Origin of the sequence: Streptomyces lucensis JCM 4490, assembly GCF_014650035.1 — a bacterium.
GTDB classification, from domain to species: Bacteria; Actinomycetota; Actinomycetes; order Streptomycetales; family Streptomycetaceae; genus Streptomyces; species Streptomyces lucensis.
In genome coordinates this window covers 155,904-179,884 of sequence record NZ_BMUE01000008.1, presented here as the reverse complement: position 1 = coordinate 179,884, position 23,981 = coordinate 155,904, and the positions used below count along the sequence as shown (strand labels likewise).

Annotated in this window: 21 protein-coding genes and 1 pseudogene; 11 read left to right on the top strand and 11 right to left on the bottom strand. The window is 69.5% G+C overall.

The genetic code is table 11. The features are described from left to right. Nucleotides 1-525: 525 nt before the first annotated feature. Nucleotides 526-921 carry a VOC family protein gene (locus tag IE177_RS19910; RefSeq protein ID WP_190016680.1) on the top strand — a complete coding sequence of 132 codons (396 nt, stop codon included), beginning with the start codon at nucleotides 526-528 and terminating at the stop codon, nucleotides 919-921. 256 nt (nucleotides 922-1,177) lie between these two features. Here IE177_RS19910 and IE177_RS19905 read toward each other — a convergent pair whose 3' ends face one another. Next, nucleotides 1,178-1,924 carry a dienelactone hydrolase family protein gene (locus IE177_RS19905; protein ID WP_190016679.1) on the bottom strand — a complete coding sequence of 249 codons (747 nt, stop codon included), beginning with the start codon at nucleotides 1,922-1,924 and terminating at the stop codon, nucleotides 1,178-1,180. A gap of 577 nt (nucleotides 1,925-2,501) precedes the next feature. Between IE177_RS19905 and IE177_RS19900 the strand changes: the two genes are divergently transcribed. Next, nucleotides 2,502-2,990 carry a GNAT family N-acetyltransferase gene (locus IE177_RS19900; RefSeq protein ID WP_190016678.1) on the top strand — a complete coding sequence of 163 codons (489 nt, stop codon included), beginning with the start codon at nucleotides 2,502-2,504 and terminating at the stop codon, nucleotides 2,988-2,990. Between the two features lie 220 nt (nucleotides 2,991-3,210). After that, nucleotides 3,211-3,612, top strand: coding sequence for a TraR/DksA family transcriptional regulator (locus IE177_RS19895; protein WP_190016677.1), 402 nt, complete (start codon nucleotides 3,211-3,213; stop codon nucleotides 3,610-3,612). A gap of 338 nt (nucleotides 3,613-3,950) precedes the next feature. On the opposite strand, the gene IE177_RS19890 is transcribed toward IE177_RS19895, so the two are convergent. After that, nucleotides 3,951-4,427 (bottom strand): glutaredoxin domain-containing protein, encoded by a 477-nt coding sequence (locus tag IE177_RS19890; protein ID WP_190016676.1) that lies wholly within the window; start codon nucleotides 4,425-4,427, stop codon nucleotides 3,951-3,953. Between the two features lie 222 nt (nucleotides 4,428-4,649). Between IE177_RS19890 and rpmG the strand changes: the two genes are divergently transcribed. Continuing rightward, nucleotides 4,650-4,814 (top strand): 50S ribosomal protein L33, encoded by a 165-nt coding sequence (gene rpmG / locus IE177_RS19885; protein WP_190016675.1) that lies wholly within the window; start codon nucleotides 4,650-4,652, stop codon nucleotides 4,812-4,814. A gap of 207 nt (nucleotides 4,815-5,021) precedes the next feature. Here rpmG and IE177_RS19880 read toward each other — a convergent pair whose 3' ends face one another. Next, the gene (locus IE177_RS19880) at nucleotides 5,022-6,446 is read right to left on the bottom strand and encodes a serine hydrolase (RefSeq protein ID WP_229816158.1); all 1,425 of its coding nucleotides are present in this window, start codon (nucleotides 6,444-6,446) and stop codon (nucleotides 5,022-5,024) included. Between the two features lie 539 nt (nucleotides 6,447-6,985). Between IE177_RS19880 and IE177_RS19875 the strand changes: the two genes are divergently transcribed. Next, nucleotides 6,986-7,210, top strand: a complete 225-nt coding sequence (locus IE177_RS19875) for a hypothetical protein (protein ID WP_190016883.1) — start codon at nucleotides 6,986-6,988, stop codon at nucleotides 7,208-7,210. A 48-nt stretch (nucleotides 7,211-7,258) separates the two neighbouring features. On the opposite strand, the pseudogene IE177_RS19870 reads toward IE177_RS19875, so the two are convergent. After that, a pseudogene (locus IE177_RS19870) lies at nucleotides 7,259-7,612 on the bottom strand (MFS transporter); the annotation flags it as partial. 288 nt (nucleotides 7,613-7,900) lie between these two features. Between IE177_RS19870 and IE177_RS19865 the strand changes: the two are divergent. Continuing rightward, entirely contained in the window at nucleotides 7,901-8,905 is a 1,005-nt protein-coding gene (locus tag IE177_RS19865) for a helix-turn-helix transcriptional regulator (RefSeq protein ID WP_229816157.1), read from the top strand. 67 nt (nucleotides 8,906-8,972) lie between these two features. Here IE177_RS19865 and IE177_RS19860 read toward each other — a convergent pair whose 3' ends face one another. From IE177_RS19860 to IE177_RS19850, 3 genes are all read right to left on the bottom strand, one after another. After that, complete coding sequence (locus IE177_RS19860; protein ID WP_190016672.1) at nucleotides 8,973-10,049, bottom strand: response regulator; 1,077 nt, start codon at nucleotides 10,047-10,049, stop codon at nucleotides 8,973-8,975. Further along, a complete protein-coding gene (locus IE177_RS19855) occupies nucleotides 10,042-10,299 on the bottom strand; it encodes a hypothetical protein (protein WP_229816156.1) in 258 nt (85 codons plus the stop codon). The genes IE177_RS19860 and IE177_RS19855 overlap by 8 nt, the downstream gene beginning before the upstream one ends. Nucleotides 10,300-10,798: 499 nt before the next feature. Continuing rightward, entirely contained in the window at nucleotides 10,799-11,365 is a 567-nt protein-coding gene (locus IE177_RS19850) for a TetR/AcrR family transcriptional regulator (RefSeq protein ID WP_190016671.1), read from the bottom strand. Between the two features lie 149 nt (nucleotides 11,366-11,514). Between IE177_RS19850 and IE177_RS19845 the strand changes: the two genes are divergently transcribed. The 4 genes from IE177_RS19845 (at nucleotide 11,515) to IE177_RS19830 (ending at nucleotide 17,088) form a co-directional block, all read left to right on the top strand. Beyond that, complete coding sequence (locus IE177_RS19845) at nucleotides 11,515-12,984, top strand: MFS transporter (protein WP_190016670.1); 1,470 nt, start codon at nucleotides 11,515-11,517, stop codon at nucleotides 12,982-12,984. A 618-nt stretch (nucleotides 12,985-13,602) separates the two neighbouring features. Continuing rightward, nucleotides 13,603-14,364 carry an ABC transporter ATP-binding protein gene (locus tag IE177_RS19840; protein WP_190016669.1) on the top strand — a complete coding sequence of 254 codons (762 nt, stop codon included), beginning with the start codon at nucleotides 13,603-13,605 and terminating at the stop codon, nucleotides 14,362-14,364. Next, nucleotides 14,361-15,731: an FtsX-like permease family protein gene (locus IE177_RS19835; protein ID WP_190016668.1), complete on the top strand. Its 1,371-nt coding sequence runs from the start codon at nucleotides 14,361-14,363 to the stop codon at nucleotides 15,729-15,731. The genes IE177_RS19840 and IE177_RS19835 overlap by 4 nt, the downstream gene beginning before the upstream one ends. A 121-nt stretch (nucleotides 15,732-15,852) precedes the next feature. After that, entirely contained in the window at nucleotides 15,853-17,088 is a 1,236-nt protein-coding gene (locus IE177_RS19830) for a sensor histidine kinase (RefSeq protein ID WP_190016863.1), read from the top strand. Here IE177_RS19830 and IE177_RS19825 read toward each other — a convergent pair. Further along, nucleotides 17,060-17,761 carry a response regulator transcription factor gene (locus tag IE177_RS19825; protein ID WP_190016667.1) on the bottom strand — a complete coding sequence of 234 codons (702 nt, stop codon included), beginning with the start codon at nucleotides 17,759-17,761 and terminating at the stop codon, nucleotides 17,060-17,062. The two genes, IE177_RS19830 and IE177_RS19825, sit on opposite strands and share 29 nt — an antisense overlap. 163 nt (nucleotides 17,762-17,924) lie before the next feature. Further along, on the bottom strand, nucleotides 17,925-18,875 hold the full coding sequence (locus IE177_RS19820) for an endonuclease/exonuclease/phosphatase family protein (RefSeq protein ID WP_190016666.1): 951 nt from the start codon (nucleotides 18,873-18,875) through the stop codon (nucleotides 17,925-17,927). Between the two features lie 424 nt (nucleotides 18,876-19,299). Between IE177_RS19820 and IE177_RS19815 the strand changes: the two genes are divergently transcribed. Beyond that, nucleotides 19,300-22,371 carry an AfsR/SARP family transcriptional regulator gene (locus IE177_RS19815; RefSeq protein WP_190016665.1) on the top strand — a complete coding sequence of 1,024 codons (3,072 nt, stop codon included), beginning with the start codon at nucleotides 19,300-19,302 and terminating at the stop codon, nucleotides 22,369-22,371. A gap of 142 nt (nucleotides 22,372-22,513) precedes the next feature. On the opposite strand, the gene IE177_RS19810 is transcribed toward IE177_RS19815, so the two are convergent. Further along, the gene (locus tag IE177_RS19810) at nucleotides 22,514-23,455 is read right to left on the bottom strand and encodes a methylenetetrahydrofolate reductase (protein WP_190016664.1); all 942 of its coding nucleotides are present in this window, start codon (nucleotides 23,453-23,455) and stop codon (nucleotides 22,514-22,516) included. 10 nt (nucleotides 23,456-23,465) lie between these two features. Then, the gene (locus IE177_RS35080; protein ID WP_229816154.1) at nucleotides 23,466-23,888 is read right to left on the bottom strand and encodes a hypothetical protein; all 423 of its coding nucleotides are present in this window, start codon (nucleotides 23,886-23,888) and stop codon (nucleotides 23,466-23,468) included. Nucleotides 23,889-23,981 lie beyond the last annotated feature (93 nt).

Genomic DNA, 23,981 nt, shown 5'->3' with positions numbered 1-23,981 from the left:
ACGGCCGAGGGCCTCCGTGGTCGGCTGCTCAACTCAGTTGACCGGAGGAACTGCGGTTGCTCTACTGCGAAGTCGGACCAGGAGGACGTGTGGCAGAACTACCAGAGAGTGTAGATCGCGACATTCGGGAGGGGCGCGCCGTCCTCGCGGTGAAGGCGATTCGTGAGACACAGGGATGCTCACTCCGAGAAGCGGTTGATCTTTACCATCAGCGCTACGGAGAGCTTCATCCTGAGCCGGACCCAGCCCGGGAAGCTCCCCGTCCCCGCGTGCTGCGGTTCGAGCGGGATGGCTCTTTGGTTGTGTTTGAGGGAGTGCAAGGCGGTCGGTAGCCGAAGAAGTGAAGGTTCGGGTTCCTGACCTGCGGCCGAGCAAGGATCAACGCTGCGACCTGCTGCTTGGGTGTCGATGGCTGTCAGCGTTGGTCGTCGTTGAGCACCCTCCGACGGCTGCGAGGCGGCCCCGGCAAGCGGTTGTCGGGCACTACTGGAGCGGTCATGGAAGTGATCTCACTATGGTGTGACGATGCCACCGCAGATGAAGCTGACGGCCATAACACTCGACTGCCCTGACCCTGAGGTGCTGGCCGCGTTCTATCGGCAGGCCACCGGGCTTGAGCTCCACCCCAAGTCGAACGGTGACTTTGCTGGACTCAACGGCGACGACGGACTCTTCATCGGTTTCCAGCGGGTCGATGACTATCAGGTTCCGCACTGGCCTGATCAGGCCGTGCCGCAACAACTCCACCTCGACTTCGCAGTCGAAGACCTCGATGAGGCTGAGGTCGTGTTGTTGGAGTTGGGCGCGGCCAAGCCTGAGCATCAACCGGGTGGCGACAAGTGGCGGGTGCTGATCGATCCGGCCGGTCATCCCTTCTGCCTGACCACGCGGACGATCCAGGTGTCCACCCGGTCGGCGTAGCGACTTTTGGCGGGAGCCGACACGCGACCACACGAAGTGGACCGGATCCCGAGAGCCGACAGCGCCTGGATGTGAGGCCGGGAAGCACGCGAAGCACTGCGGGAACCTAACGGTCCATGGCTCAGGGCAGCGCGGGCCCCTGCCGACCCGGCAGGGGCCCGCGGGCGTGAACTGCACAGGAGCGCCGGTTCCTGCACTCGATGAGCAGCACCCTGGCCAACGGCTCAGCGTCTGCTGGTGGCCCGGCGCCCCGGCCCTACTTCAGATGCCGGGTGAAGAACTGGGCCGCGGCGTCCCCCGCGAACCGCGGGACGCCGGTGTGGCCGCCCATATGGGCGTGCAAGGACTTCTCCTTCGAGCCGAAGGCGTCGAACAGGTCCAGGGCCGCCTGCCGGTCGTTGCCCTCGTCGTCCCACTGCAGAAGGACGTGCAGTGGAATGGTGACCTGGCGGGCCCCCTCGAACATGGCGCGAGGCACGAGACTCCCGGCGAAGAAACCGGCGGCCGCGATGCGCGGCTCGACCACCGCGAGGCGAACGCCGATGGAGATCACTCCCCCCGAGTATCCGACCGGGCCGCCGATCTCGGGCAGCGACAGGAGGGCGTCAAGGGCCACCTGCCATTCCGGGACCGCCTTGTCGACGAGCGGGAGGACGAGGGCGTCGATGATCTCGTCGCTGACCGGCTCGCCGGCTTCCATAGCCTGGCGCAGCTCGGCCCGGGCCTGCTCGGCGGCGGTCCATCTGGGCCGGTCACCGCTCCCGGGCAGCTCGATGGTGGCCGCGGCGAAGCCGTCCGCCGCGGCACGCCGGGCTCGCGCCACCAGCCGGGGGTACATCTTGTGCAGTCCGAGCGGGGGGTGGCCGAGCAGGATCAGCGGCACCGGCGCGGATGCGGATGCGGAGGCAGGTGTCCACAGGATGCCGGGAAAATCGCCAAGGGCGAATGCGCGTTCCAGGACACCGTCGTCGAGGCGCTGTTCGGAAGTGAAGTGAGGGGTCATGGCCGTGCCTTTCGGGAGAGCGTGTGAACGGCGCTCCCGGACGACCTATCGCCCGACCGTGACTCCCAAGGAGAGCACCCATGTCGATACGTTCACGGGTACCACCTCCTCGTTGCCTCGCACGGCCTCTGGGAAAGTAGCAGCGGTCGCCCTTGCCGGCCATCGTTTTTTTGCGCGGGGTTTCTTCGGGCCTTCTCACGGGACTGCTCCGTGCTTGCGGGGATGGTGCCTGGTTGAAGCGGCGACCTCGAGCAGGCCATGCTGCTCCCTGCACGTGGGGGATGAGCTTGAAGGGCCGAAGGCCACCCCTGGACGGACCGTTCGCCCCTCCGCCTGCGGGGTGGTCATACGGCCCTGGCCCCGGCTTCGCCGCCTGCCGCTACGTCCGCGCATGCCGAGGCCGATGCCGAAGCCTTGTTCCCTGCGTTCCAGTGTCAGCGCTGCGGCTCTCGGGCGTTGGCCGCCGATCCACCGGCTCTGGCCCGGGCGGCACTGGTGGTGCTTCCGTGTAGGAACGTCTGCCCGGGCAGCAGGCCCGCCGTACCAGGGCACCCCTGCGGTGCGAAATACTCCCCGGATGAGTTCACGCACTTCCCCGACCAGCCCGCCGATCACGATACGCAGGGCCGTCGCGCGGGATGCCAGACGGCTCACGCGGCTCGTGCGTGGGTCAGGCGCCTACGCGGGTAAGTACGCGTCCGCTGTCGCGGGCTATCGGGTCGGTCCGGATTACATCGAGGCCCACCGAGCCTTCGTGGCCGTCGGGGGCGACGAGCATGGAGGCCGGGTCCTCGGCTTCTACTCGCTCGTCCTTGATCCACCGGAGCTCGATCTGCTGTTCGTCGCCGACGAAGCGCAAGGACGGGGCATCGGAAGGCTGCTCGTCGCGCACATGCGGTCCGAAGCCCGTGCCGCCGGGCTCGACCGTGTGATGGTCGTGTCGCATCGTCCCGCCGAGGACTTCTACCACCGCGTCGGTGCGGTGCGGATCGGTACGGCGCTCGCGAACCCGCCCGCCGTACCGTGGGATCGTCCCGAATTCGAGTTCCGCATTTCTTCGGAATGACCTGGTGTGCCGGTTCGAAGGGCAGCTGACGCAGGCCATCGGGGCGGCACCTCTGGGGACCGGGCGGCCGCGCCGATGGGAGTAGGTCCGCCCGCGTTCGAACCGAGTCGTCCTCCTGCGGCACCGCCGCGGCGGTGGTGGGCCAGGGCGTCTTCAAGGTCGGCGATCTCTCGGAGGGTCCGGGGGAATAGGTGAGCCGTGAGTCAGCGTTGGCGAAGGCATGGGCGATGTATTCCGCTACGGCGATGACGGGCCCGGCCCGTCCGCCTTTGCGAGCGCCCGCGCACGCCTCGCGGCCGACCGCGCCGACACCCTGGCACGGGCGGCCGCGCTGAGCCGCGACTTCGACGGGATCGTCGCGGCGAACGCCCTGGTCGCAGTGGATGACGAGCACGACCCCGAAGGGGGCACCACCGCCTTCGAGCGGGCCCACGTCGCCGCCCTGTTGACGCAGACGCGCGAGCACCTGCAGGAACTGGACCGGGCACTCGAACGACTCGAACAGGGACAGTACGGGCGGTGCCAGGGCTGCGGCGCAATGATTTCCCCCGAACGCCTGGAGATCCGTCCGGCAGCGACCGCCTGTGTCCGCTGCGCCGCGTCCGGCCCGCGCCGCGCTTGACGCCGGCCAGTGCAGCATCGGGTCGGTGCGAGCCTCCGCGCCCGGAGCGCAGTGCTTCCAGGAGGTTCCGGCGTCGGTGGCGATACGGGTGGCGCTCCTGTGGTGGCAACCGAGAGCCTGGGCGATGACACGGGCCGGGCCTGAAGGACGACGCGTGGCGTCCCGGCTGAGTCCTGTCCGGTGCGGGGTGGCTCAGGGCGGCGAAGTGGACCTTGATGCGGTCGAGTCAGTAGCTTTCGCCTGTGGTCGAGGCGGCGGCCACACCACCGTGCGGCGTCTGGGCCCTGACGGGGATCGGGCCTGGTATTCGGGGCGCTTGTCAGCCGACTCGCTGCCGATTACCGGCTGTCTCCGGGGTCTTGTGTCGTCGTGCCGCTGCGGACGGTGGTGGAGAGTCGGTCGCGCAGCCAGGCGGGATCGGGGTTGACGTACGGCCGGCCCTCGAGGACGACGGTCGGCACGGTCTCATCGCCGCCGTTGACCGCCCTGACCGCTGCCGCTCCCGCGGGGTCTCGCCAGATGTTCACCCAGTGCACCTGGTCGGCGCTGCGGCCCAGGGCGACGCGCAGCCGCACACAGTACTTGCAGCCCGGCCGCCAGAAGACGACCGGTCGACCGTCGGCCACGCTGCGGATTCGCGCCTCCTGGGCACTGATCGACCTCGGAAAGATCACGGGCGAGTACACGACTGCCAGCAGCACGAACCACAGCAGGACCGGTGCGGCTGCGCCCGGGCCCCTGCCGAGGGACAGTCCGGTTGCGATCACCGCGCCGCAGATTCCGAGCAGTATCGGCCAAGTCCAACTACGCGTCATGGACGTGCAGGCTATCGGCGCCCAGGTGATCTCGGAACCCGGTGACTCACGGCTCTCCGAGCGCGAGGTGGCCAACGGCCCCGTCGCCCGCGTCGGCGCAAGACGTGCACTTTCAATGTCGCTGACCGGCGGGAATGCGGGGCCGGGTGGTGTGGTTGACATGGCTGTCTGGCATGACCGAGTCAATCGGCTCCATGGAAGACAAAGGGAAGGAGCCCGCTCATGGCACGCAGCACCGTGCGGCCCGTTGTCACGCTGAGATCGATGGCGGGTACCGGAGCCGTCCACGTGACCCGCAAGAACCGTCTGAACGATCCCGACCGGCTGGTCCTGCGCAAGTACGACCCCGTGATCGGCAAGCATGTGCCGTTCCGCGAGGAACGCTGACACCCGCCCTTCGTCGCCCGGCGTGGGAGGTTGCCGAGGAAGGACATTCCATGAGGCCCGGCATCCACCCCGTCTCCCGCCCCGTCGTCTTCCGCGACCGGGCGTCGGGGTTCCACCTGCTGTGAGGGAGGCGGGAATGCCGTGGGGCGGTCCTCGCTATGGTCGGCCTGGTCGGCCAGCTCGTTCGGGGCTTCGGTACGCAGGCCGTCAGCGGTTGAAGGTGCCCAGTCCGTTTGCGTCCAGGTGCTCGATGGTGACGCTCGTGGCCTTGCCGGAACGGGTGTGGAACGTGACGCCGGACAGGCCGGCAGCGTTCTCGCCCTGTGTCCGGTAGCTGAAGGTGTCACCGGTGTAATGCCTCAGGGGGAACGACATCTTCAGTGGGCCCAGCGTCATGCTCAGCTTGCCGCTGTCGTCGCGGGTGACGGTGAGCGGCCCGTAGTAGTCGTTCGCGTAGGTGCCCGTGTAGACGTCGCTTGCCTGGGCCGGGGTGGCGTTGGCGGGCGGCTTGGCGTAGTTCGTCGGTGAGGCGCCCGTGTAGGCGGCGGCCTGCACCACTTTCCGGTAGAAGGCCAGCCAGTCGACTGTCTGCTTGCCGTTCTGGGCGATGTCGAAGAACGCGGCGGCCACCGCCTCGGGCACGCCGATGGGCTGTCCGTTGGTCAGGACCACGATGCCGAGCCCTTCGCTGGGCAGCAGGGTGACCTCGGTCGCGGCGCCGAGATCGAAGGCGCCGGAGTGGTTCAGGCGCAGCCGTCCGCGCTCGTCGTACCCGACGTTCCAACCGAGCCCGTAGAAGCCCGGCTCACCTGCCGGGGCGAGTGGGTCCATCGCGACGGCGTGGGGGATGCGGGTCTGGTCCAGGGCTGCCGGGTCGACCAGCTGTTTCCCGTCGAAGGCACCGTTGGCCAGTTGCAGGCGCATCCACTTGGTCAGGTCGTCGACGTTCGAACTGGCGCCCCCCGCGGGTGCCTGGCTGTCGGCGTTCTCGGTGGTGGAGGGCTTCCAGCGTCCGTCGACCTCGACGTGGGCGGACGCCCTGTCCGCGGCCTTGTCGTAGTCGGCTCGCCGATAGCTGGAGTGGCCCATGCCCAGCGGCTTGAACAGCGTGTCCGCAGCCAGCCGCGGCCAACTGGTCTTCGCCGCGTCGGCCACCGCCACGCCCGCCTCGGTGAGGCCGTAGTTGGTGTAGGCGTAGGTCGCGCGGAACGCAGTCAGCGGCTCGAGCCGCAGGTGCCGCAGGATGTAGTCGCGCTGGTAGCCGAGGTCCTCCAGCAGGTCACCGGCGTGGTCGGGCAGTCCACTGCGGTGTGAGAACAGGTCCGCGACCGTCACGTTCGCCGTCACGTACGGGTCCTTGAGCGCGAAGCCAGGATCATGGTCGACTATCCGGTCGTTCCAGCCGGCCACCTTGTGCCCTACGGCCCCGGAGACGACGGTGGACGACAGCGGCTTGGACAAAGACGCCAGCTGGAAGACCGTTCCGGGAGTGACCTTGCCGCTCATGCCCAGCTCGCGGACGCCGAAGCCCTTGGCGTACACGACCTTGCCCTGGTGGACGACGCCCACGGCGACCCCCGGCACCCCCGTCTTCCGCATCGCGTCCCCCACCAGGCCGTCGAGCCGGCCCACGGCGCCTCCCACCTGCGCCCGCGTCAATTGAGGGGGCGGTTGCTTCGGCGGCGTCGGGGCGAGCGACGCCTCGGCGGACGGACTGCTGGTGGCTGCACCCGTGCCGGCGCATCCAGGCAGCACCGCCCCGAGCACACCCGCGTACACCACCGCGGCAACCACCTGGGCCCGCCGGCACAGCGTTCTCCCACGACTTTGATGCGTCATCGTCCAGACACCTCGCGCTCGCATGCCCTCACGGGCACGCACGGCACTTGTTCCATACTCGCCTCAGCGGCAGGCCATGGCACTCGGGGAATCGCCCGCAGGACGAGACGAACAGACACCGGCCGGCGGTATCGCCACGGTGGGCCCCGCCTGCCCCGGCGAGTCCCGCCCGGTTGCTGCGGGCAGTCGGTGTCGGCTTTCGACTGCGAGTGCTGCAGGGCTCGCACGCGACCACGACCAGCCGCATCAGGACGGCGATGGCTCAGTTTCCGTGGTGGGCTGACTGAGGGTGATGTCTGTGGTGTGTGGCGGGATGGCCGGACTCTGCTGCCGTGACCTGCTGGGAGTCGGCCTTCATGCCTGTGTACTCGTTCAGTGAAGACGAGCGGATGGACCCGGACGACGCCGCCTCTGTCGTCACGGCCGAAACGGTAGGCAGAGCTCTGGCTAACGCCTTGGCCGAAGCCCTGATCGACGTTTTGTGGTTCATCGAGATGCGGTGTGGCGGCGTCAGGGCTGCTCAGCGGCGCGGTGGGGCGCGAGCGCCAGGTAGGTGAGGGTCGCGCCGAGCGTGGAAAGGGCCGCAAGGATGTTGTGCCGAAGGAAGAGCCGAGGATGCCGAAGGCCAACCGGCGGCGCCGCCCGGAGGCGGAGTGAGCCAGCACCGCTGCACCCGACGACAAGACAGCCGCAGCCCCGCACCCCTGAACTGCCCGGGCCACATCGACGACCGTCATGGAAGGCGCCAGCGCGACCAGCAGCGATACCGCCCCGACCAGTGCGATACCGGTCAGCAGGACGCGGCGCCTGCCGAGGCGGTCCGCGAGGCTGCCGGCCGCGAGCGGCAACGCGGCGAAGGTGATGTTGAAGGCGTTCAGCATCCACTGCGCAGCGCCGACCGAGGAGCCCAGGTGCGCCGCCATACTCGGAAGGGCCCCGGTCACGGAGAACGGCAGCATCATGCTGGCGGACCCGACCGCGACCACCGTAGGCCAGTAGCCGCGCCCGCTGTCATCCGCAGGCCGGGTTGGGGCCGGCCCGAGTGACGAGGCGGCTTCGGCATTGCTCGCACTACGAGGGGGATCCGGATCGGGACGGTTGCTGTCGAGAGAGGAGGGTGTGGACATGCCCTCGATCGTTGGTGAGGGCCATCGGCGGATGAAGAGAGGGCCGTTCTGCTGGGGATGACAGGGCCACCTTCCGACCGTGACGGCACCCCCATACTGGGGCGCATGACCGACAGGAGCGTGATCGTCACCAGCGTCGGTGACTACCTCCGGGCCCGCGCGCTCTGGTGTCACCCCGCGGATGCGGGCTTGCCGACGACCGGCCGGCGCCGCGTGCCTGGCCTGCGCCGCGAAGAGGTCGCGGAGCTCGCCGGGCTCAGCACCGACTATTACGTCCGCCTGGAGCAGGGACGCGCCGATCGCCCCTCCGACGAGGTCCTGGACGCGCTCGGCAGGGCACTGCGGCTCGGGTCTGCCGAGCGCGCCCACCTGTACGACCTGGCCCGGCCGCCCCGCCGGGCCACAGCCACGGCAGCGGCCAGTGAACGGGGCGACGTGCTGCGCTCCACACTTCGGCAGCTCGTCGAAGGCATTCCGATCATCCCTGCCGTGATCATGAATGACCGCAACGACGTCCTGGCCTGGAACCGGCTGGCCGCCGCGCTGATCGCCGACTTCCCCAACCTCGCACCGCGCGAGCGGAACATGGCCCGCCGGATCTTCCTGGATCCTGACGCGCGAGAGATCCATCTCGACTGGGTGGAAGCCGCGCGCACCACGGTCGGCATCCTGCGCATGGCCGCCGGACGTCACCCGCACGACCCGGAGCTCGTACACCCAGCCGGTGAACTGTCACTGGGCAGCGAGACCTTCCGCAAACTGTGGCCCAGCCACCACGTGCACGAGAAGACCCATGGCCCCAAGCGCTTCCGGCACCCCACCGTCGGAGACGTAACGCTCAACTACGAGACCTTCCAGGTCGCCGGCGCAGCCCACCACCTCCTTGCGATCTACACGGCCCCGCCCGGAAGTCCTGCCGAGCAGGCGCTGAACTTCCTCGGCAGCTTCACCGCCTCCCAACCGACTCCCCCTACTCGTCCTCGGACGGGACCCAAGGAGAGCCGACCCGAACCGACCGGTGCGACTGTGCGTACTCGTGCCCTCGAAGGCGGTGCCAGACATCGGGGCACACCTGCCGATCGGCGGCGCGCGCGTGCTCACCCGACGCGGAGCGGATATCCGTGACCTGCCCGCCCGGTCCCGTGTCTTCCGTGCCTACGGAACCAGGCGGTGTCACGCCTGTCCCTCGGGCCTACTGACTGTGCCGCTCCAAGTAGATGGAGGTGAACACGGCGACCTTGGCGCGCAGCGCCCACGGGTCGAACGGCTTGCTGATGTAGTCGACGGCGCCGGCAGCGTATCCGCGGGCCGAGTGTTCGGACTCCGTGCCCATGGCCGTGAGGAAGATGATGGGGACGTCCCGGGTCCTCGGGCGGCGTTTGATGTGAGCGCAGGTCTCGTAGCCGTCCATCTCCGGCATCTGCACGTCCATGATGATGACGGCGAAGTCGTCGTGGTCGAGCAGCGCCTTGAGAGCCTCCCGGCCCGAGGAGACGGTGACGAGCTCCTGCTCGAGCGTCGCCAAGACCGCGGTCATAGCCAGAAGGTTGTCCGGCTGATCGTCGACGACGAGGATCTTGGGCATGCTCTGCTGCCCCGCCGGCAGCACGGCTGTGGTTGCTTTCTCGATGGCATCCAGCTGGCGTTCGAGCAGGTCGCAGCGTCCTTCCGCTGCGGCACGCTGAGCCTGTGCCTCCTGCAAGGCCGCTCCGAGGCGCTCGACTTCCCGCTGCAGCGCGTTGCGTTCCTGGACGAGCCCGTAGACGTCCGGATGCGCCTCCGCGAGCGCGTCCGCGCGCCTCTGCTCCGCTATGCGGTCGGCCTCCAGTTGGCTCAGCCGCGTCTCCAGGTCGGCGATGCGCTGGGTCCGGTCCAGTAGTGCATCGCCCAGGACGTCACCACGGACGCTGGAGCGCCGGGAGACATGGTCGGCGTCGGCCAGTTGCTGCTCGAGGATCTCCACTGCGTGCTTGGGCGACGAGGCGGCGTCCACGGCCGATCCGTACAGGCCTCGCACCAACTCGATGGCCTCGGTGGTCACCGCGGTCCCGCGGTGTTCGGCGACATCGGTGAAAAGGTCGCTGATCACCTGCCATGGAGGTAAGCGGGTGCCGTTCAGGTACCGAGAGACCGAGCCAGGATCGAGCCGGCGCCGGGCCGCATAGCGGCGGACGGACACGTGAAGGCTTTCGAACAGTTCGCGCAATGCCTCGGCCAAGGCCCGGGAGGCACTGTTGAGGTCCTCTCCAAGAGGCCGCAGCTCACCCATTGCTCTCTCCCTCGGCCGCGCTGACACCCGCTGGAGCCGGTCGCTGGGCAGCGCCCGCCTCGGCGGCGATGATGCGGTTGAAGAACGGCACGGCCAGTCCGGTAACGGCGAGACCCGCGAGCAGGCTGCGCGCGGTGCCTTCCCCGCCTACGGCTGTCAGGCCGCCTGCCGCCGCTCCGCTGAGCAGAGCGAGCAAGAGAACCAGGGCCGATCTCAACGACAGCAGAGGGCAGTCCACCATGCGCTCCATTCATCCGACCCGCCCTGCTGGGGCGGGACTTGGTTTCCCTCCGGCCACTTGCGGAAGGAGAACCAGGATGGATGACACGGGAGGTGTTGCAGTCCACGATTCGAAAGCGGGCCAGTACCGACTGCCTGTTGCGCGAGCGTTGTTGCCTCTCACCCCCCGGTGTGGGCCGGTCACAGGCTCGGCAGCTAGTGCGTAGCCGAAGCGTTGCTCTGCAACGCTGTCGATCTCCAGCAACGCCAGGTGGCCGGGCAGCGGTTCGGACGTGTCCGGCCGTCGACCGGTGGCAAGGGCTCTGGAGCCCCCGCCGCAGGATGGTCGCGAAGTCGATGACCGCCGACTTCGTCTGATCCGCAGCGGCAGCCCGTTGACCGACGGATGCAGCTGGGCCGCGTGGGCCGGCCAAGGGCCGGATGCTTGAGCTGGTGAGGGCGTGTCGGCGAGCACCTTGCGGAGTCCTGGCGCCGCGTCCGAGGGCTGATCGCGGGAACCGGGTTTGCGGTCACAGCAATCGGTCGACCAGCCCGTCGATGTAGTCCGGCGTGAGCGGGACCATGCCGAACAAGACGCGGATATACATCGGGGCCAGGATGTGGTCCAGCACGTCGAACACGTCGGGTGCGGGCTCGCCACGGTCGCGCGCGCGATCGAGCATGGACTGCAGTTGCCGGGTGCGTTCGGCGCGGAGGTCGGCACCAGCCTCCAGGCCCTGCTGACCGCTGCTCGACAGGGCGACGGCCAGGTGCAGCACCGCCGGACCGTCGGGTCCGGTGATCTCGCGGGCCACTTGGGCCGCGTAGGTGCGGAGGTCGCCGGCGAGGCTGCCGGTGTCGGGCATCGGCGACTGCGCGTTGAGGCGGGTGAGTGCCACGTCGGTGAGCAGGTTTTCCAGGCTGCCCCACCGGCGGTAGATGCTGCTGTCGGCGACGCCCGCGCGAGCTGCGACCTCGCCGACGGTGAAGTTGCCGTAGCCGCGCTCACTGATCAGGTCGGTGACGGCCTGGTGCACCTGCGCGCCGACGCGGGCGCTGCGCCCGCCGGGCCGCCGGGCTCGCTGTCGCTCGTTCATGCCCCCACCTTAACGCAGTCGCGACTTGCGTTTGGGGGAGGGCCCGCCTACAGTCACCTAACGCAGTCAATGACTGCGTTAGGTGTTCGGTGGTATCGCCACCCGCGTCGACCGCGACCGGACGCAACCAACGATTGAGGGGGAATCCCATGGCCGCACCGCATGCGCCCGTAGGCAGTCGATGGAACCGGGCCGTGCTGCTCACGGTGACCTGCCTGGGCCAGTTCATGGTCCTGCTCGACAACACGATCGTCGGAGCGGCACTGCCCGATATGCAGCACCGACTGCACACTCAGCTGACCGGACTGCAATGGATCGTCGACGCGTACGTACTGCTGGTCGCCATGCTGCTGCTGTCGGGCGGTGTCTTCGCCGACCGATTCGGCCGCAAGCGGGTGTACCTGACCGGCGGGGCGGTGTTCACGGCCGCGTCGCTACTGTGCAGCCTCGCGCCCTCACTCGGCTGGCTGGTCGTCGGCCGGGTGCTGCAGGGCATCGGGGCCGCGGCGTTGAGCCCTGCCTCGCTCGCGCTGCTCGTCGCCGCCTATCCCGTGCCGCAAGAACGAATCAAGGCGATCGGGCTGTGGGCCGGACTCAGCGGAATCGGTCTGGCCGCAGGCCCCGTGGCCGGCGGCGTGCTGACACAAGCCTTCGGCTGGCCCGCCATCTTCCTGGTCAATCTGCCCATCGGCGTGGTCCTGCTGCTGGTCGGCCTGCGCCACCTCGGCGAGTCCCGCAACCCGAGCGCTCCTGCGATCGACATCCCGGGCACGGTGCTGTCCGTTCTGGCGGTGGGGGTACTGACCTACGGGCTGATCGAGGGGGGTGCCCGCGGCTGGACCTCACCGGTCATCCTGGGCAGCTTCGCCGCCGCGGTGGTCCTCCTCGCCGCCTTCGTCGCCGTCGAAGGCCGACGTTCCGCTCCGATGTTGCCGCTGCGGCTGTTCCGGCAGCGCCTGTTCACCGTGTCCAACACCGCCATGGTCGTGGTGGGGTTCGCGCTCATGGGCTCGTCGTTCTTCTTCTCCCAGTTCTTCGTCTACGTCCAGGGCAGCTCCATCATGCGCGCCGGCCTGCAGACTCTGCCGATGTCCCTCGCCATGGTGATCGTCAGCCCGTACGCGGGCCGACTCGCCGCCCGGTACGGCTTCCGACTCGTGGTCACCACCGGCCTGGTCCTGGCCGGCGTGGGGCTGCTGGCGCTCGGCATGGTCCACGCTGACACCGGCTACGGGAACATGTGGTGGCGGCTGGGACTCGCCGGCATCGGCTTCGCCCTCGCCATGTCCCCACTGACAGGCGCCGCCATCCAAGCGGTCAGCCCGCAGGAAGGCGGCCTCGCATCAGGCATCAGCAGCACCACCCGGCAGATCGGCGCGGTGCTCGGCGTCGCGGTGCTCGGAGCCATCGTCCGCACCCGGCAATCCGGCGGCGCCTCCCTCGAGGCCGGCCTCGGCAGCGCCTTCCTCGCTGCCGGCACCGTCACCTTGGCCACCGCCGTACTCACCGGCCTGTGGCTGGCGAGGCCCACGCCCGGCCAAGACCCCGCGGCGCCGCAACATTCCACCGACGCAAAAGCGGTCACCACCCCGAACGAGGCATCCGTGAGGGGCCGTTGACCACGACAGCTGCCCTGGCCCGCAGAAACGGCTGCGCGCCAGGGCCACGCGCAGACCGGCCCTGTCGGCGATGTCCTGAGGGGACACGCCCTGAGCACGCAGCCGGGCAGCCCATCAGGCAGCGGACGGGGGAGTCAGCGGTACCCCATCGGGGCGCCAAGCGGACCGAAGGAGTGGACCGCGTCTGCGTGCCGCTGAACAAGTCCAGCGCCCAGCCTGCGGCCACGTACCAGGGCGTGCTGATCCCGGCCGACCGCTGCGCGACCTCACTCGGGTCCAGCAAGATGACACCTGGGGGAGGGCTTCGACCTCGTCGGGTGACAGCTCGACGCCGCCTCTGGGTAGTTCCTCGCTCACCGAAGGGATCCATCAGCGGACTCGAAGGGCCCCTGGCCGTAGTCGATGAAGGCGATGAACGATCCCTGGAGTTGTACGCCGCTGGCGATCCCAGGCGGTCACCAGCGGGCTGGGTTCCTCGGGAGACGGCGACAGTTGAATAAGCGAGCCCACCAGTACTGAGGCCGGTCGTCGGCCGGCGTCCTGGGTGCGGTTTCCCGAACTGCCGATTCGGGGGCGGGCACGATCGATCGCCGTCCTCCGCTCTTCGAGGATGGGGGCATGGCTGAGACGGCGACGGATATCGGGACGGGCACAACTGTCCGAGCGGAAGACCTGCATCGTGAGTACGGCCGCGGCGCTGCTGCCGTGCGGGCGTTGCGCGGGGTGTCGGTGGCCTTTGCGCCCGGGACGTTCACGGCGGTGATGGGGCCTTCGGGCTCCGGTAAGACCACCTTGCTGCACTGCCTGGCGGGGATGGACCGGCCCACTCGGGGCTCCGTCTGGTGGGGCGGTACCGAGGTGTCCCGGCTGCCCGAGCGGCGGTTGGCGGCACTGCGGCGCAGTCGGGTCGGTTTCATATTCCAGGCGTTCAATCTGATGCCCGCGATGACGGTCGCACAGAACGTCGAGCTTCCCGGCCGACTGGCCGGCGAGCGGCCCGACCGGGTACGGGTGCTCGACGCGCTCGCCCGGGTGGGACTGGCCGGGCGCGAGCGGCACCGGCCCGGGCAGCTGTCTGGTGGGCAGCAGCAGCGGGTGGCCATCGCCCGGGCACTGGTCTCCCGCCCTCCGATGCTCTTCGCCGACGAGCCGACCGGCGCGCTCGACAGGGCCACCGGCCACGAGATCCTCGCCCTGCTGCGCACCGGTGTGGACGAGAACGGTGGGACCTGCGTGATGGTGACCCACGATCCGGTGGCCGCCGGGTACGCGGACCGGGTGCTGCTACTCGCTGACGGCGGTGTGGTGGATGAGCTCGACCGGCCCACTGCCGCCCAGGTCGGCGCATGCTTGAGTCGGCTGAGTGGGAGAGAACTGTGATCCTGCTCGCGCTCGGGCAGATGCGCCGCCGTGCGGTTGCCTTCGTCGGTCTGGCAGTCGCGCTCTTTCTCGCCATCGCCGCGCTGACGCTGTTCGGCTTGCTGTTCGCCGCCGACATCACCGCCCCGGCGGCAGCTCGGAAAGCGACCACCGGGCCCAGCCTGATGGTGGTCGCCGCCGCCTTCGGTGAGATCGCCGTGCTGGTCGCATTCTTCGTCGTGGTCAATGCGCTGGGGTTCGCGCTCCGCCAGCAGCACCGGGAGCTGGCCTTGCTGCGCACGATCGCGGCGACGCCTCGCCAGGCGCGGCGTCTGGTCCGTGGCCAGGTCGTCGTGACCACGCTGTTGGTGACCGTGCCGGGCTGGGCCGCCGGCGCCGTAGCGGCCCATGGCTTACTCGCCGAGCTGCAGTGGCGGGGAATGACGGCGCCGGGCGTGCGGGTGCCGGGGACCCCGATACCGATGCTGGTGGCGCTGGCCGTCACGCTGGCCGTCGCACTGGCGGCCTCGGCCGTCGCGGCGCGGCGCATTTCCCGGATCGCGCCAGCGGCCGCTCTCACGGCGAGTTCGACCGAGCACGGGCGGACGGGCGCGCTGCGTCTGCTTGCTGCGATCGGCGTGCTGGTGGGAGGTGGCCTGCTGTTGCGGCTGGCCGCGACGCGGCCGGCGGAGCAGGTGGACAAGGCGGGTCAGGCGGCATTGCTCAGCTCGCTGGTGCTGCTGGTCGCGGTCGCTCTGGCGGGGCCGCTCGCGTCGCGTGTTCTGGTGGCCGCGCTGGGCGCACCGGTACGGGTGCTGGCACCCGGTACAGGATGGCTTGCCGACGCCAACCTGCGCGGGTACGCGCGGCGACTGGCGTCCGCCGTGGTGCCGGTCGCACTGCTCGTGGGCCTGTCGGGCACCATGCTGATCATGACAAGTACCGCCGAGCACGCTGCGGGCACCGCGGCGTCCAGTGTCACTTCAGCCACGGATGTCTGGCTGCGTCAGGCCGAGTTGGCGCTGCTCGTCTGCTTCGCCGCCGTCTCCACCGTCAACACCCTGGTCGCCGTGACCGCCGAACGGCGCCGCGAGTTCGCGCTGCTGCGGCTGGTCGGCGCGACCCGGTCGCAACTGCTGCGCATGCTGACTGCGGAGGCGGTTCTGACCACGGCGGTGGGGGTCCTGCTCGGCGCGGCGGTCGCGGGAGCGGCGTCGGCGGCGTTCAGCACGGCGGTGAGCGGGTCGCCGATGCCGTCCCTCCCGGTGGCCGCCTGCTGGTGGATCGGCGCGGGCGCGACGGCGCTGACCCTTCCCGGCATCCTGGCCACGGGCGTGTGGGCGGTTCACGGCCCGGCGGCCGAGCTGGTGGGAGGTAGCCGTGACTGAGCGCGGCGATGGGCCGGCTGCCGAGGGTACGGCCTGCCGACAGGCGCCCACCCGGGAAACGGCGGCGGGCGCGCCAGCCGCCGGCTCGGTGCTGTCACCTGCCTCGGGCGGGCCTCCTCAGATCCGCGGGACGACCGCGGCCGAGCAGCGGCGATACCTGTCCGTCCGGAGCGGCGAATGGGCCTTCGCCGTCATCGGGCTGCCGCTCGCGCTGCTCGGTGGGGCCTACGCACTCGCAGTCCTTTACGCGGGGACGCTGCTCTCCCTCACCGTTCTCGGCCTGCCGTTCCTGGCCGCCGCGTTGATGGGCGCGCGCGGTCTCGGTGCACTACACCGGCAGCTGGTCGGCCGGTTGCTCGGCCAGCGCGTCGAGGCGCCGGCCAGACTGCCCCGCCCGGTGGGCGCGGTCGCCCGTGGTCGTGTCGTGCTGACCGATCCGATCGCCTGGCGGTCGCTCCTCTATCTGGTGCTGCGCTTGCCGCTCGGCGTGCTCGGGTTCGCCGCCGCGGTGGCGCTTCCCCTCGGCTGCGGCTGGCTGATCGGCTTCCCGCTCTGGGGACGCCTGCTTGAACCGGACCCGCGGCCCGCCACCTGGCTGGACGCCGCTTCCACACCGCTGGGCCTGGTCATCCTTTCCACAGTGCCCGGCGCGGTACGGGTGCTGAGCGGAGCGAACCGGCGGCTCGCCCGGCTGCTGCTCGGCCCGGCCCGTGCCCAGCGGCGCGTCCGGGAGCTGGAGACCGCCCGCGCCACCCTGCTGGCGCAGAACACCGACGAGCTTCGCCGCCTGGAGCGTGACCTGCACGATGGCACGCAGGCTCGACTGGTCGCCCTGGCCATCACTCTCTCGCTGGCCGAAGACGCGCTCGCTCCCGCCTCCGGCCCGGACCTCGCACGGCTGCGCACCCTGGTGGAACGCGCCCGCGGCCAGACCGACGACACCGTCACCGAGCTGCGACGGCTCACTCGCGGCATTCACCCGGTGGCCCTGGACAGCGGCCTCGGCGAGGCATTGCCAGGGCTCACCGCCACCTCGCCAATTCCGGTCACCGTCCGCCTCGACCTGCCGGAACGACCGAACCAAGCAGTCGAACGAGCCCTCTACTTCTGCGCCGCCGAGTTGCTCACCAACGTCGCCAAGCACAGTGGTGCCCACTCGGCCGAACTCGAGGCGAGCGCGACCGACGGCCGGGTCCGCCTGTCCGTGCGCGACGACGGCCGCGGCGGTGCAGCACTCGGCGTCGGCACCGGCCTGACGGGCCTGGCCGAGCTCGCCGCGGTGGACGGGCTTTTGCGGATCGACAGCCCGTCCGGCGGACCGACCGTGGTCACCGCCGAGTTGCCGATGCGTCTGTGACGGCCCATTGACTCCCATTCTCCGCCAGGTAGGCGAGGACCGCCTTCACCCGGCGGTTGTCGGTGCCCGTCGCCCGCAGGCCGAATTTGCTGAAGACGGCGGCGACGTGTTTCTCCACCGCCCGCTCCGTCACCACCAGCAGCGCGGCGATGGAACGGTTGGAGTGCCCTTGTGCCATCAGCCCCAGCACCTCGCGCTCGCGAGGCGTCAGAGTGTCCACCCGGCTGCGCCGTCCACCACGCATCAGCTGGGTGACGATCTCCGGGTCGAGCGCCGTACCCCCGTCGGCGACCCGATACAGCGCGTCCACGAACTCGGAAGTGCGGGCAACGCGTTCCTTCAGCAGGTACCCGATGCCCGCCGCGCCGTCCGCCAGCAACCGGGAGGCCCAGGTGGTTTCGACGTGCTGTGAGAAGACCAGGATGCCGACCTCAGGCGTCCTCGCGCGGATCTCCACAGCAGCGCGGATGCCCTCATCAGTCTGTGTGGGTGGCATCCGGATGTCCACCACGCCTACGTCGGGCCGGTGCTCGACCACCGCGGCGAGCAGCCCGGGCGCCGACCCGGCGGTGGCCACCACCTCACACCCGCGGGCGCCGAGCAGCTCGACCATGCCATCACGCAGAACAACGGAGTCCTCGGCCAGGACCACGCGCAGACGTCTGTTGATCACGACGCCATTATCGGACCCGGCCAGCGTTCCGCGCGCACGTACAGACGGGACGCGCCCACGTACCGGGTCCTGCCGTGCCCACCGGGGGTCACAGACCTTGACCAGGTTCAGGCGCGCTCGGTCCGTTGCCTTCCGCGCAGTTCGCTGGCTCTAGCGAGGCCTGCTATCGGATGGGGCGCACCGTTGCCTTGAGCAGATAGTGGTCACTGACGCTGCTGATGGCCCCAGAGTTGTCGACAGCAGCGCCTCGCCGCTGCCAGTTGTCGGCGGAGAAGAAGATGTAGTCCAGCTTCGCGCCGGGAACAGTCCTTCGGTCAAGGCGGTCCCCCTCGAAGTTGCCTCCGTTGTACAGCGGCCTGAGGACGAAGCGCTCGGGCCATACTCGAGCGTTGAGGTTCAGGTCGCCTGCGAGGACGGTCCGCCAGCCCTGGGTCCGCCATTTCGTGCCCAGGGCAGCGTACTGCTTGGCGCAGCCGCTGCGGCTGTCGTACGTCGTGCCCTTTTCCGCGTCCGCTCCCGAGAACGGGAAGTGGGATGAGCAAGCCAGGAGTTTGTTCACCGAGTCCCGCAGGCAGGCTGCGCCCTGTGTCGGGTGGCCGTCCTTGTCGTTGGCGTACGGCACCCCGGCGAAGTCCTCGTCCACGACGGTGATGGAAGCTCCGGGAAGCTTCTTCATGGCCACCAGGACGCCGGCCGGCTGGTCCTTGGGGGCCGGCAGATTTTTGAGGGTGCACCTGTTGAGCTGGCCGTGCTCACCCCCCATGACGGGTGCCGCCCGGAAGTTGACGACCCACTGGTCGCCGAGCCGTTCTTGCAGTCGGGCAGCGTGCGCGTAGTTGCAGACCTCCTGCAGGGCTATGACAGTCAGAGTGGAATCCTCGTTGACCCGCTGCATCACGCGGTCGAGCTTCTCCTCCGCGGTGCCCTTCCCCGCACAGCTGCTCTGTGACCCTCCGCAGATGTTCCAGGTCAAGACGTTGACCTGCGCGGGGACACGCAGGGGGCCGGGATCGGCCTTTGCCGTTGCGGTGCCCGACAGGGGCAGCGTCATTGCCGTCAGGGCGGCCGCGACAACACCAGCCCGGCTCCAGCTGGTTGTGGGTGTGAGATGCATGGAACAGCTCCAATGAATGTGAGGATCGGCCACACGAGTCGGTGACCGGAACACCGTCCGACACGGGTCAGGTGCGCTGACCACCTGAGAGGGCCTCAGCCCACCGGTGACGGCAGCCGCGGTAGCGCTTGCCGACCTGCTCAGCAACGGCCCTGCCGATACTGCTGAAGGTCAGCGCGCGATCTCGAACGGCGCGGACGTTCGGTGACCGGGCGATCCGATCTCTTCTTCTCCGTTCGAACGGACTAGGTCGAAGGGTTGATGCCCTGCTTCCCACTAGCCGCTGAGCGGCCGGGGACATGCCATTCACGGTGGGGGTGCCGGCGTCGGCGAACCTTCGGAAAAGCTCGAATCCGCCTGGAACCACAGGTCGGTGGCGCCCAGAGTGGGGGGAGAGAGACGACCGGGTGTCGCAGGGGGTGTGATGGCCACAAGCTTCGGCATACTGGGGACCATCGAGGCACGGCGAGACGGGGCCCCGATCGACGTGGGGCACGCGATGCAGCGCCTGGTGCTGGCCGCGCTGCTCGTCGATAGCGACCGGGCGGTATCGGCCGACGCTCTGGTGGACCGGGTATGGGGGGACACCGAGTCGGCGAACGGCCGCCCAAAGCTGTACGGATACCTCTCCAGGCTGCGGCACGCACTGGCTGCCGACGGCACCGCCCTCACACGGGAGCGGGGCGGCGGCTACCGGCTGGCGATCGAGCCCTCGGCGGTGGACGCGCACCGCTTCCGCGAACTGTCCGACCGGGCCCGGAAGGCGGGCGGCGACGTGCAGGCGGAGGCTCTGTTGCGGGAAGCCCTGGAGCTATGGCGGGGCAGCGCGTTCGCCGGGGCGGACACGCCGTGGTTCAACGCGCAGCGCCACCTCCTGGACGGCGAGCGGCTGGCCGCCGAGCTGGAACTGGTCGACGTGCGGCTGCGGCTGGGTCAGCACGACGGACTGGTGTATGAATTGACCGCCAGGGCCGAGGCGCATCCGCTCGACGAACGGGTGATAGGGCAACTGATCCTGGCCCTGTACCGGTGCGAACGACAGGCCGAAGCGCTGGAGGCGTACGAGCGTGCTCGGCGACGCCTCGCCGATGAGCTGGGCGTCGACCCGGGCGCGGCGCTGCGGCGACTGTACGAACGGATCCTCACCGGCGACCCGCAGCTCGCCGCGCCCCGCTCCGCTGCACCACCTGCCACCACGAACCCGACGGGTACGACGAACTCGACGGGCACCATGCAACCGGCCGCCACCACAAAACCGTCCGGTAAGAGCGGCACAGTGGCGAACGTGGGCCCGCCGATGGCACGCCAGCTAGTCCCGCGGCTCCTCCCGGCGGACGTGTCACTCTTCGTCGGCCGGGAGGACGAGGTGGAGGAGGCTCGCCGGCTGCTCGGCGAAGAACGGCCCGGCCCGGCGACACTGCTGGTCACCGGCCCCGCCGGAGTGGGCAAGACCGCCTTCGCGATACGGACAGGGCACCTGCTCGCCTCCCGCTTCCCGGACGGGCAGCTCCACGCGGACCTGCGGGGCTTCGGCGACGAGCCGGCCGAGCCGTTCACGGTCCTCGGTACCTTCCTCCGCGCGCTCGGCATCCCCGGCGGTGCCGTGCCCGCGGAGCTGACCGGCCGCGTCCATCTCTACCGCACCCTGCTGGCAGGGCGGCAGACGCTCGTCGTCCTGGACAACGCCGCCAGCGCCTGGCAGGTGAGCGACCTCCTGCCCAGCGGCGTGCGCTGTGCCACCATCATCACCAGCCGGACGACCATGGCGGAACTGTGCGGACGCCGACTCTCCCTGGACGTACTGGACCCCGCGAGGGGACTCGACCTGCTGCGCGAGATGCTCGGCCGGGACCGGACCGACGCCGACTCGGGGGCGGCCCGTTGCATCGTGGAAACTTGCGGTGGTCTTCCCCTGGCGGTGTGGGTCGCCGGTGCGCGCTTGGCCGCCCGACCGCACTGGCCTCTGGCCAAGGTGGCGCACGCCCTCGCCGACGAGCAGCGCAAGCTCGACGAATTGGCCGTCGGCCACATCGCCGTACGGGCTAGCCTCGAACTGACCTACCAGCAGATGTCCGCGGAGACGCGGCACGCTCTGGGGATGGTCGCCCTGCTGCCCGGGCCGAGCTTCGCCGCCTGGGCGCTGGCCGCGCTGCTGGACACGGCCCTGCCCGAGGCGGAGGCCGTCCTGGACGATCTGGTCGAGGTGCACCTGGTGCAGGCCGGTTCGGTGAACGCATCCGGTATCCGCTATCAACTGCATGACCTGGTGAGCCTGTTCGCAAGGGAGCGCACGGAGCCGGACGTCCCGGAGCGGGATCGCACGGCAGCCCTCACTCGATTACTCGGGGCGAGCCTGCACCTCGCCGATCTCGCCGCGGACACCCTCAGCGTCGACTTCCAAGGGATTTCACAGCTGGATCTGGCCTCCTGGCGGTTGACTGCGACCGATACCGATCAGCTGCTCGCCGATCCCCTCGCCTGGTTCAACGACGAACGCCAGTTCCTCATCGACGTAGCGGAACAGGCTCTGGATGGAACGGAGGGTGTCGCAGCCGCCGCCGGTCTGGCCACCGCCCTCACGACCCTCTTCCAGGTCGGCAGCCACTTCGACGACTGGGAGCGGCTGCAGAACCGCGCGCTCAAGGCGGCCCTCAGCAACGGCGACCGGCACAGCGCCGCGATGGTCCACCGCTGCCTCGGCGAACTCACCACCATCCTCGACCGCTATCCGGAAGCAGTGGACCACTTCGAGCAGGCCCTGCTGCTCGCCGAGGGGGAGCGGCCCACGTACCGGGCCAGTGCCACGGCCGGGCTGGCCTATGTGCACCGGCTCCTCGGCCAGTACTCCACCGCCATGCTCCGTTTCGAAGAGGCCGCCGAACTCGCCGAAGCGGCGGGCAACGTCAACTGTCTCGTCTACGCGACCAACGGCCTCGGCGTCATCGACCTCGAGCTGGGACGTGTCGAGGCCGCCATCGCGCGCTTCACGAAGTGCCTGCAGAGCAGCCGGGTCGCGGGCTACCGGCCCGGGGAGGCCCAGGCATTGCGATGCCTGGGCCAGAGCCATCGCGCGCTCGGCGCCTACCCGGCCGCCGCCGACGCCTACCGGCGAGCCGTCGCGATCAGTGAGGACCTCGGCGACCGCCTCAGCGCCACACACGCGATGTGCTGGCTCGGGGACGTCCTGATCCGGCAGGGCGAGCACCGGGAAGGACGTCGCCTGCTGGCCCGAAGTCTCTGGACCTATCGTGAGTTCGGAAACCTCTGGGGCGAAGCGGCGACACTGTACGCGCTGGCTGAGGCACAGCTCGCGGTGGGCCGTCCGGCACCGGCCCGCAGGCGCGCCGAGGCCGCCGTCGTGCTCTGGAGGCAGATCGGCTCCAGCAGGTGGCTGGCCGTCGGCCTTGACACCCTGGCCGAAGCACACGCTCTGGCCGGTGATCACACAGCCGCGGCTCGAGCCCGTGACGAGGCCGAAGGGGCGCGTAAGGCTTAACAGCGGCTAACGCGATGAACAGCTGAAGCACCAGCTACAGGTATCCCGGCTCCCCGTTGGCGACGAACCGTGTCAGGGATCGCTCCAGCAGCTCGAGAAACTGCCGTCGCGGGATTCGACAGCCGCACGTTCGTGCCCGGCTTCACAAGGGTGTACCTCGTCCGAGCAGCCTGCTGAGCTCGTGGGCCAGGGCGACCGAGGCGTCGATCTCGACCTTGCGGATGGACACGCTCTCCACGAGGAAGCCGAACGGCATGCCGAGCTTGCGGCAGAAGCCGATCAGGTCCCGGGCGTTCGCCAAGCAGTGCTGGTATGACTCGGCCAGGGTGTCGTCCGCATGGCGCAGGGAGTTCTCCAGCCAGCGCGGGACGTCGACGCCGAGCCATTGGAGGAACGCCAGCGTCTTGACCGAGCCGCACACCGAGAGCGTGAACAGGACGGGCCTCGGTTCGAGGTCCCGCTCGCGGCAGGCGTAGTAGTAGTCGGAGACCATGCTTTTCGCCGCGTCGGCGCTGTAGATGACCTGCGAGATGAAGTACGCGCATCCGGCCACCTGCTTGGCGACGAGCCGCAGATGCTCCTCGGGGCGTTCGGTGATGGCCACGCCACCGAGCAGCAGGTCTGGGCGGACATCGCGGCGCAGGTCCTGCGCCTCGGACAGGCTGGTCCTCACCGCCTTCCCCTTCGAGGACGCGCCGACGAAGACGCCGAGCAGCCGGTCGGCGTCGGCCGTCCGCAGCCAGGTCCGCAGCTCCGTCCGGGAGTACTTGCCGACGCACCGGTAGACGACCACCGGGCGGTTCCACTTGCCGAGATAGTCCGCGTGGTACACGGCAGGGTCGATGGTCGGCAGGTACGGAAACGGCCGCTGCGCCGGATTACGGTCGCTCTCATCGTCGATGTCGTACAGCGCCAGGCCGTCGACATCGAGGGACTCCAACCGTGCCAGGGTGGCTGCGGTGATCTCCCGGATCCGCTCGGGAGTGTTGCTCAGGCGGGGCGGCGTGATGCCGAACAACAGGACACCGCTGTCGGCATCGGCCACCCGGCTTCGTAGATCTGTGCCGTCGCTCTGGTTCGCCATGACGCGGAAGTTAGCAGCTCATCCGCCATACGGCAGGCGAGCACCACCCTGTGAGACCGGACTCGGTTCTGAACCAACTGACGCCCGGCCGCGTGGACCAGATCCACAGGATCTGACAACTGCTCGCCGGGTCAACGAAGTAGCCGTTGCCGACGTCCGCCCAGGTGGCCTCGCCGATGCTGTCGTAGAAGGTGACCAGGTCGGCGGGGACGAGGCTGACCTGGGCGAGAGTGCGACCTGCGGCCTGGTCGGCGTGGTCGGCCAGCCGGACCTCGTTGACTCCCTGGGGAAAGCCGTGCCGGCGCTCGAACTCGTCTGCTATTGCCTTCAGGGTCTCTGAGACCCCGCTGGTCCTCGAAGGCCAGCACAGCGTCCTGAGCCGCCGGTGGGTGATGAGGCAGCAGGCGAGTTCCGTAAACGTCCTCTCGACCACCGAGCGGTAGGTGCCCAGGCCAGTACTGTGCCGAGAAGTTCCACGAGGAACACCGGCAGGCCCCTGCAGGGCCACGGCGGGCCGGGCTCAGCG

Coding starts and splice junctions, on each gene's coding strand:
- IE177_RS19855 (WP_229816156.1), bottom strand. CDS start 10,299: ATGGAGCGCATGGTGGACTGCCCTCTGCTGTCGTTGAGATCGGCCCTG.
- IE177_RS19905 (WP_190016679.1), bottom strand. CDS start 1,924: ATGACCCCTCACTTCACTTCCGAACAGCGCCTCGACGACGGTGTCCTG.
- IE177_RS19910 (WP_190016680.1), top strand. CDS start 526: ATGCCACCGCAGATGAAGCTGACGGCCATAACACTCGACTGCCCTGAC.
- IE177_RS19820 (WP_190016666.1), bottom strand. CDS start 18,875: ATGCATCTCACACCCACAACCAGCTGGAGCCGGGCTGGTGTTGTCGCG.
- IE177_RS19840 (WP_190016669.1), top strand. CDS start 13,603: ATGGCTGAGACGGCGACGGATATCGGGACGGGCACAACTGTCCGAGCG.
- IE177_RS19900 (WP_190016678.1), top strand. CDS start 2,502: ATGAGTTCACGCACTTCCCCGACCAGCCCGCCGATCACGATACGCAGG.
- IE177_RS19895 (WP_190016677.1), top strand. CDS start 3,211: ATGGGCGATGTATTCCGCTACGGCGATGACGGGCCCGGCCCGTCCGCC.
- IE177_RS19890 (WP_190016676.1), bottom strand. CDS start 4,427: ATGACGCGTAGTTGGACTTGGCCGATACTGCTCGGAATCTGCGGCGCG.
- IE177_RS19850 (WP_190016671.1), bottom strand. CDS start 11,365: ATGAACGAGCGACAGCGAGCCCGGCGGCCCGGCGGGCGCAGCGCCCGC.
- rpmG (WP_190016675.1), top strand. CDS start 4,650: ATGGCACGCAGCACCGTGCGGCCCGTTGTCACGCTGAGATCGATGGCG.
- IE177_RS19845 (WP_190016670.1), top strand. CDS start 11,515: ATGGCCGCACCGCATGCGCCCGTAGGCAGTCGATGGAACCGGGCCGTG.
- IE177_RS19860 (WP_190016672.1), bottom strand. CDS start 10,049: ATGGGTGAGCTGCGGCCTCTTGGAGAGGACCTCAACAGTGCCTCCCGG.
- IE177_RS19810 (WP_190016664.1), bottom strand. CDS start 23,455: ATGGCGAACCAGAGCGACGGCACAGATCTACGAAGCCGGGTGGCCGAT.
- IE177_RS19815 (WP_190016665.1), top strand. CDS start 19,300: ATGGCCACAAGCTTCGGCATACTGGGGACCATCGAGGCACGGCGAGAC.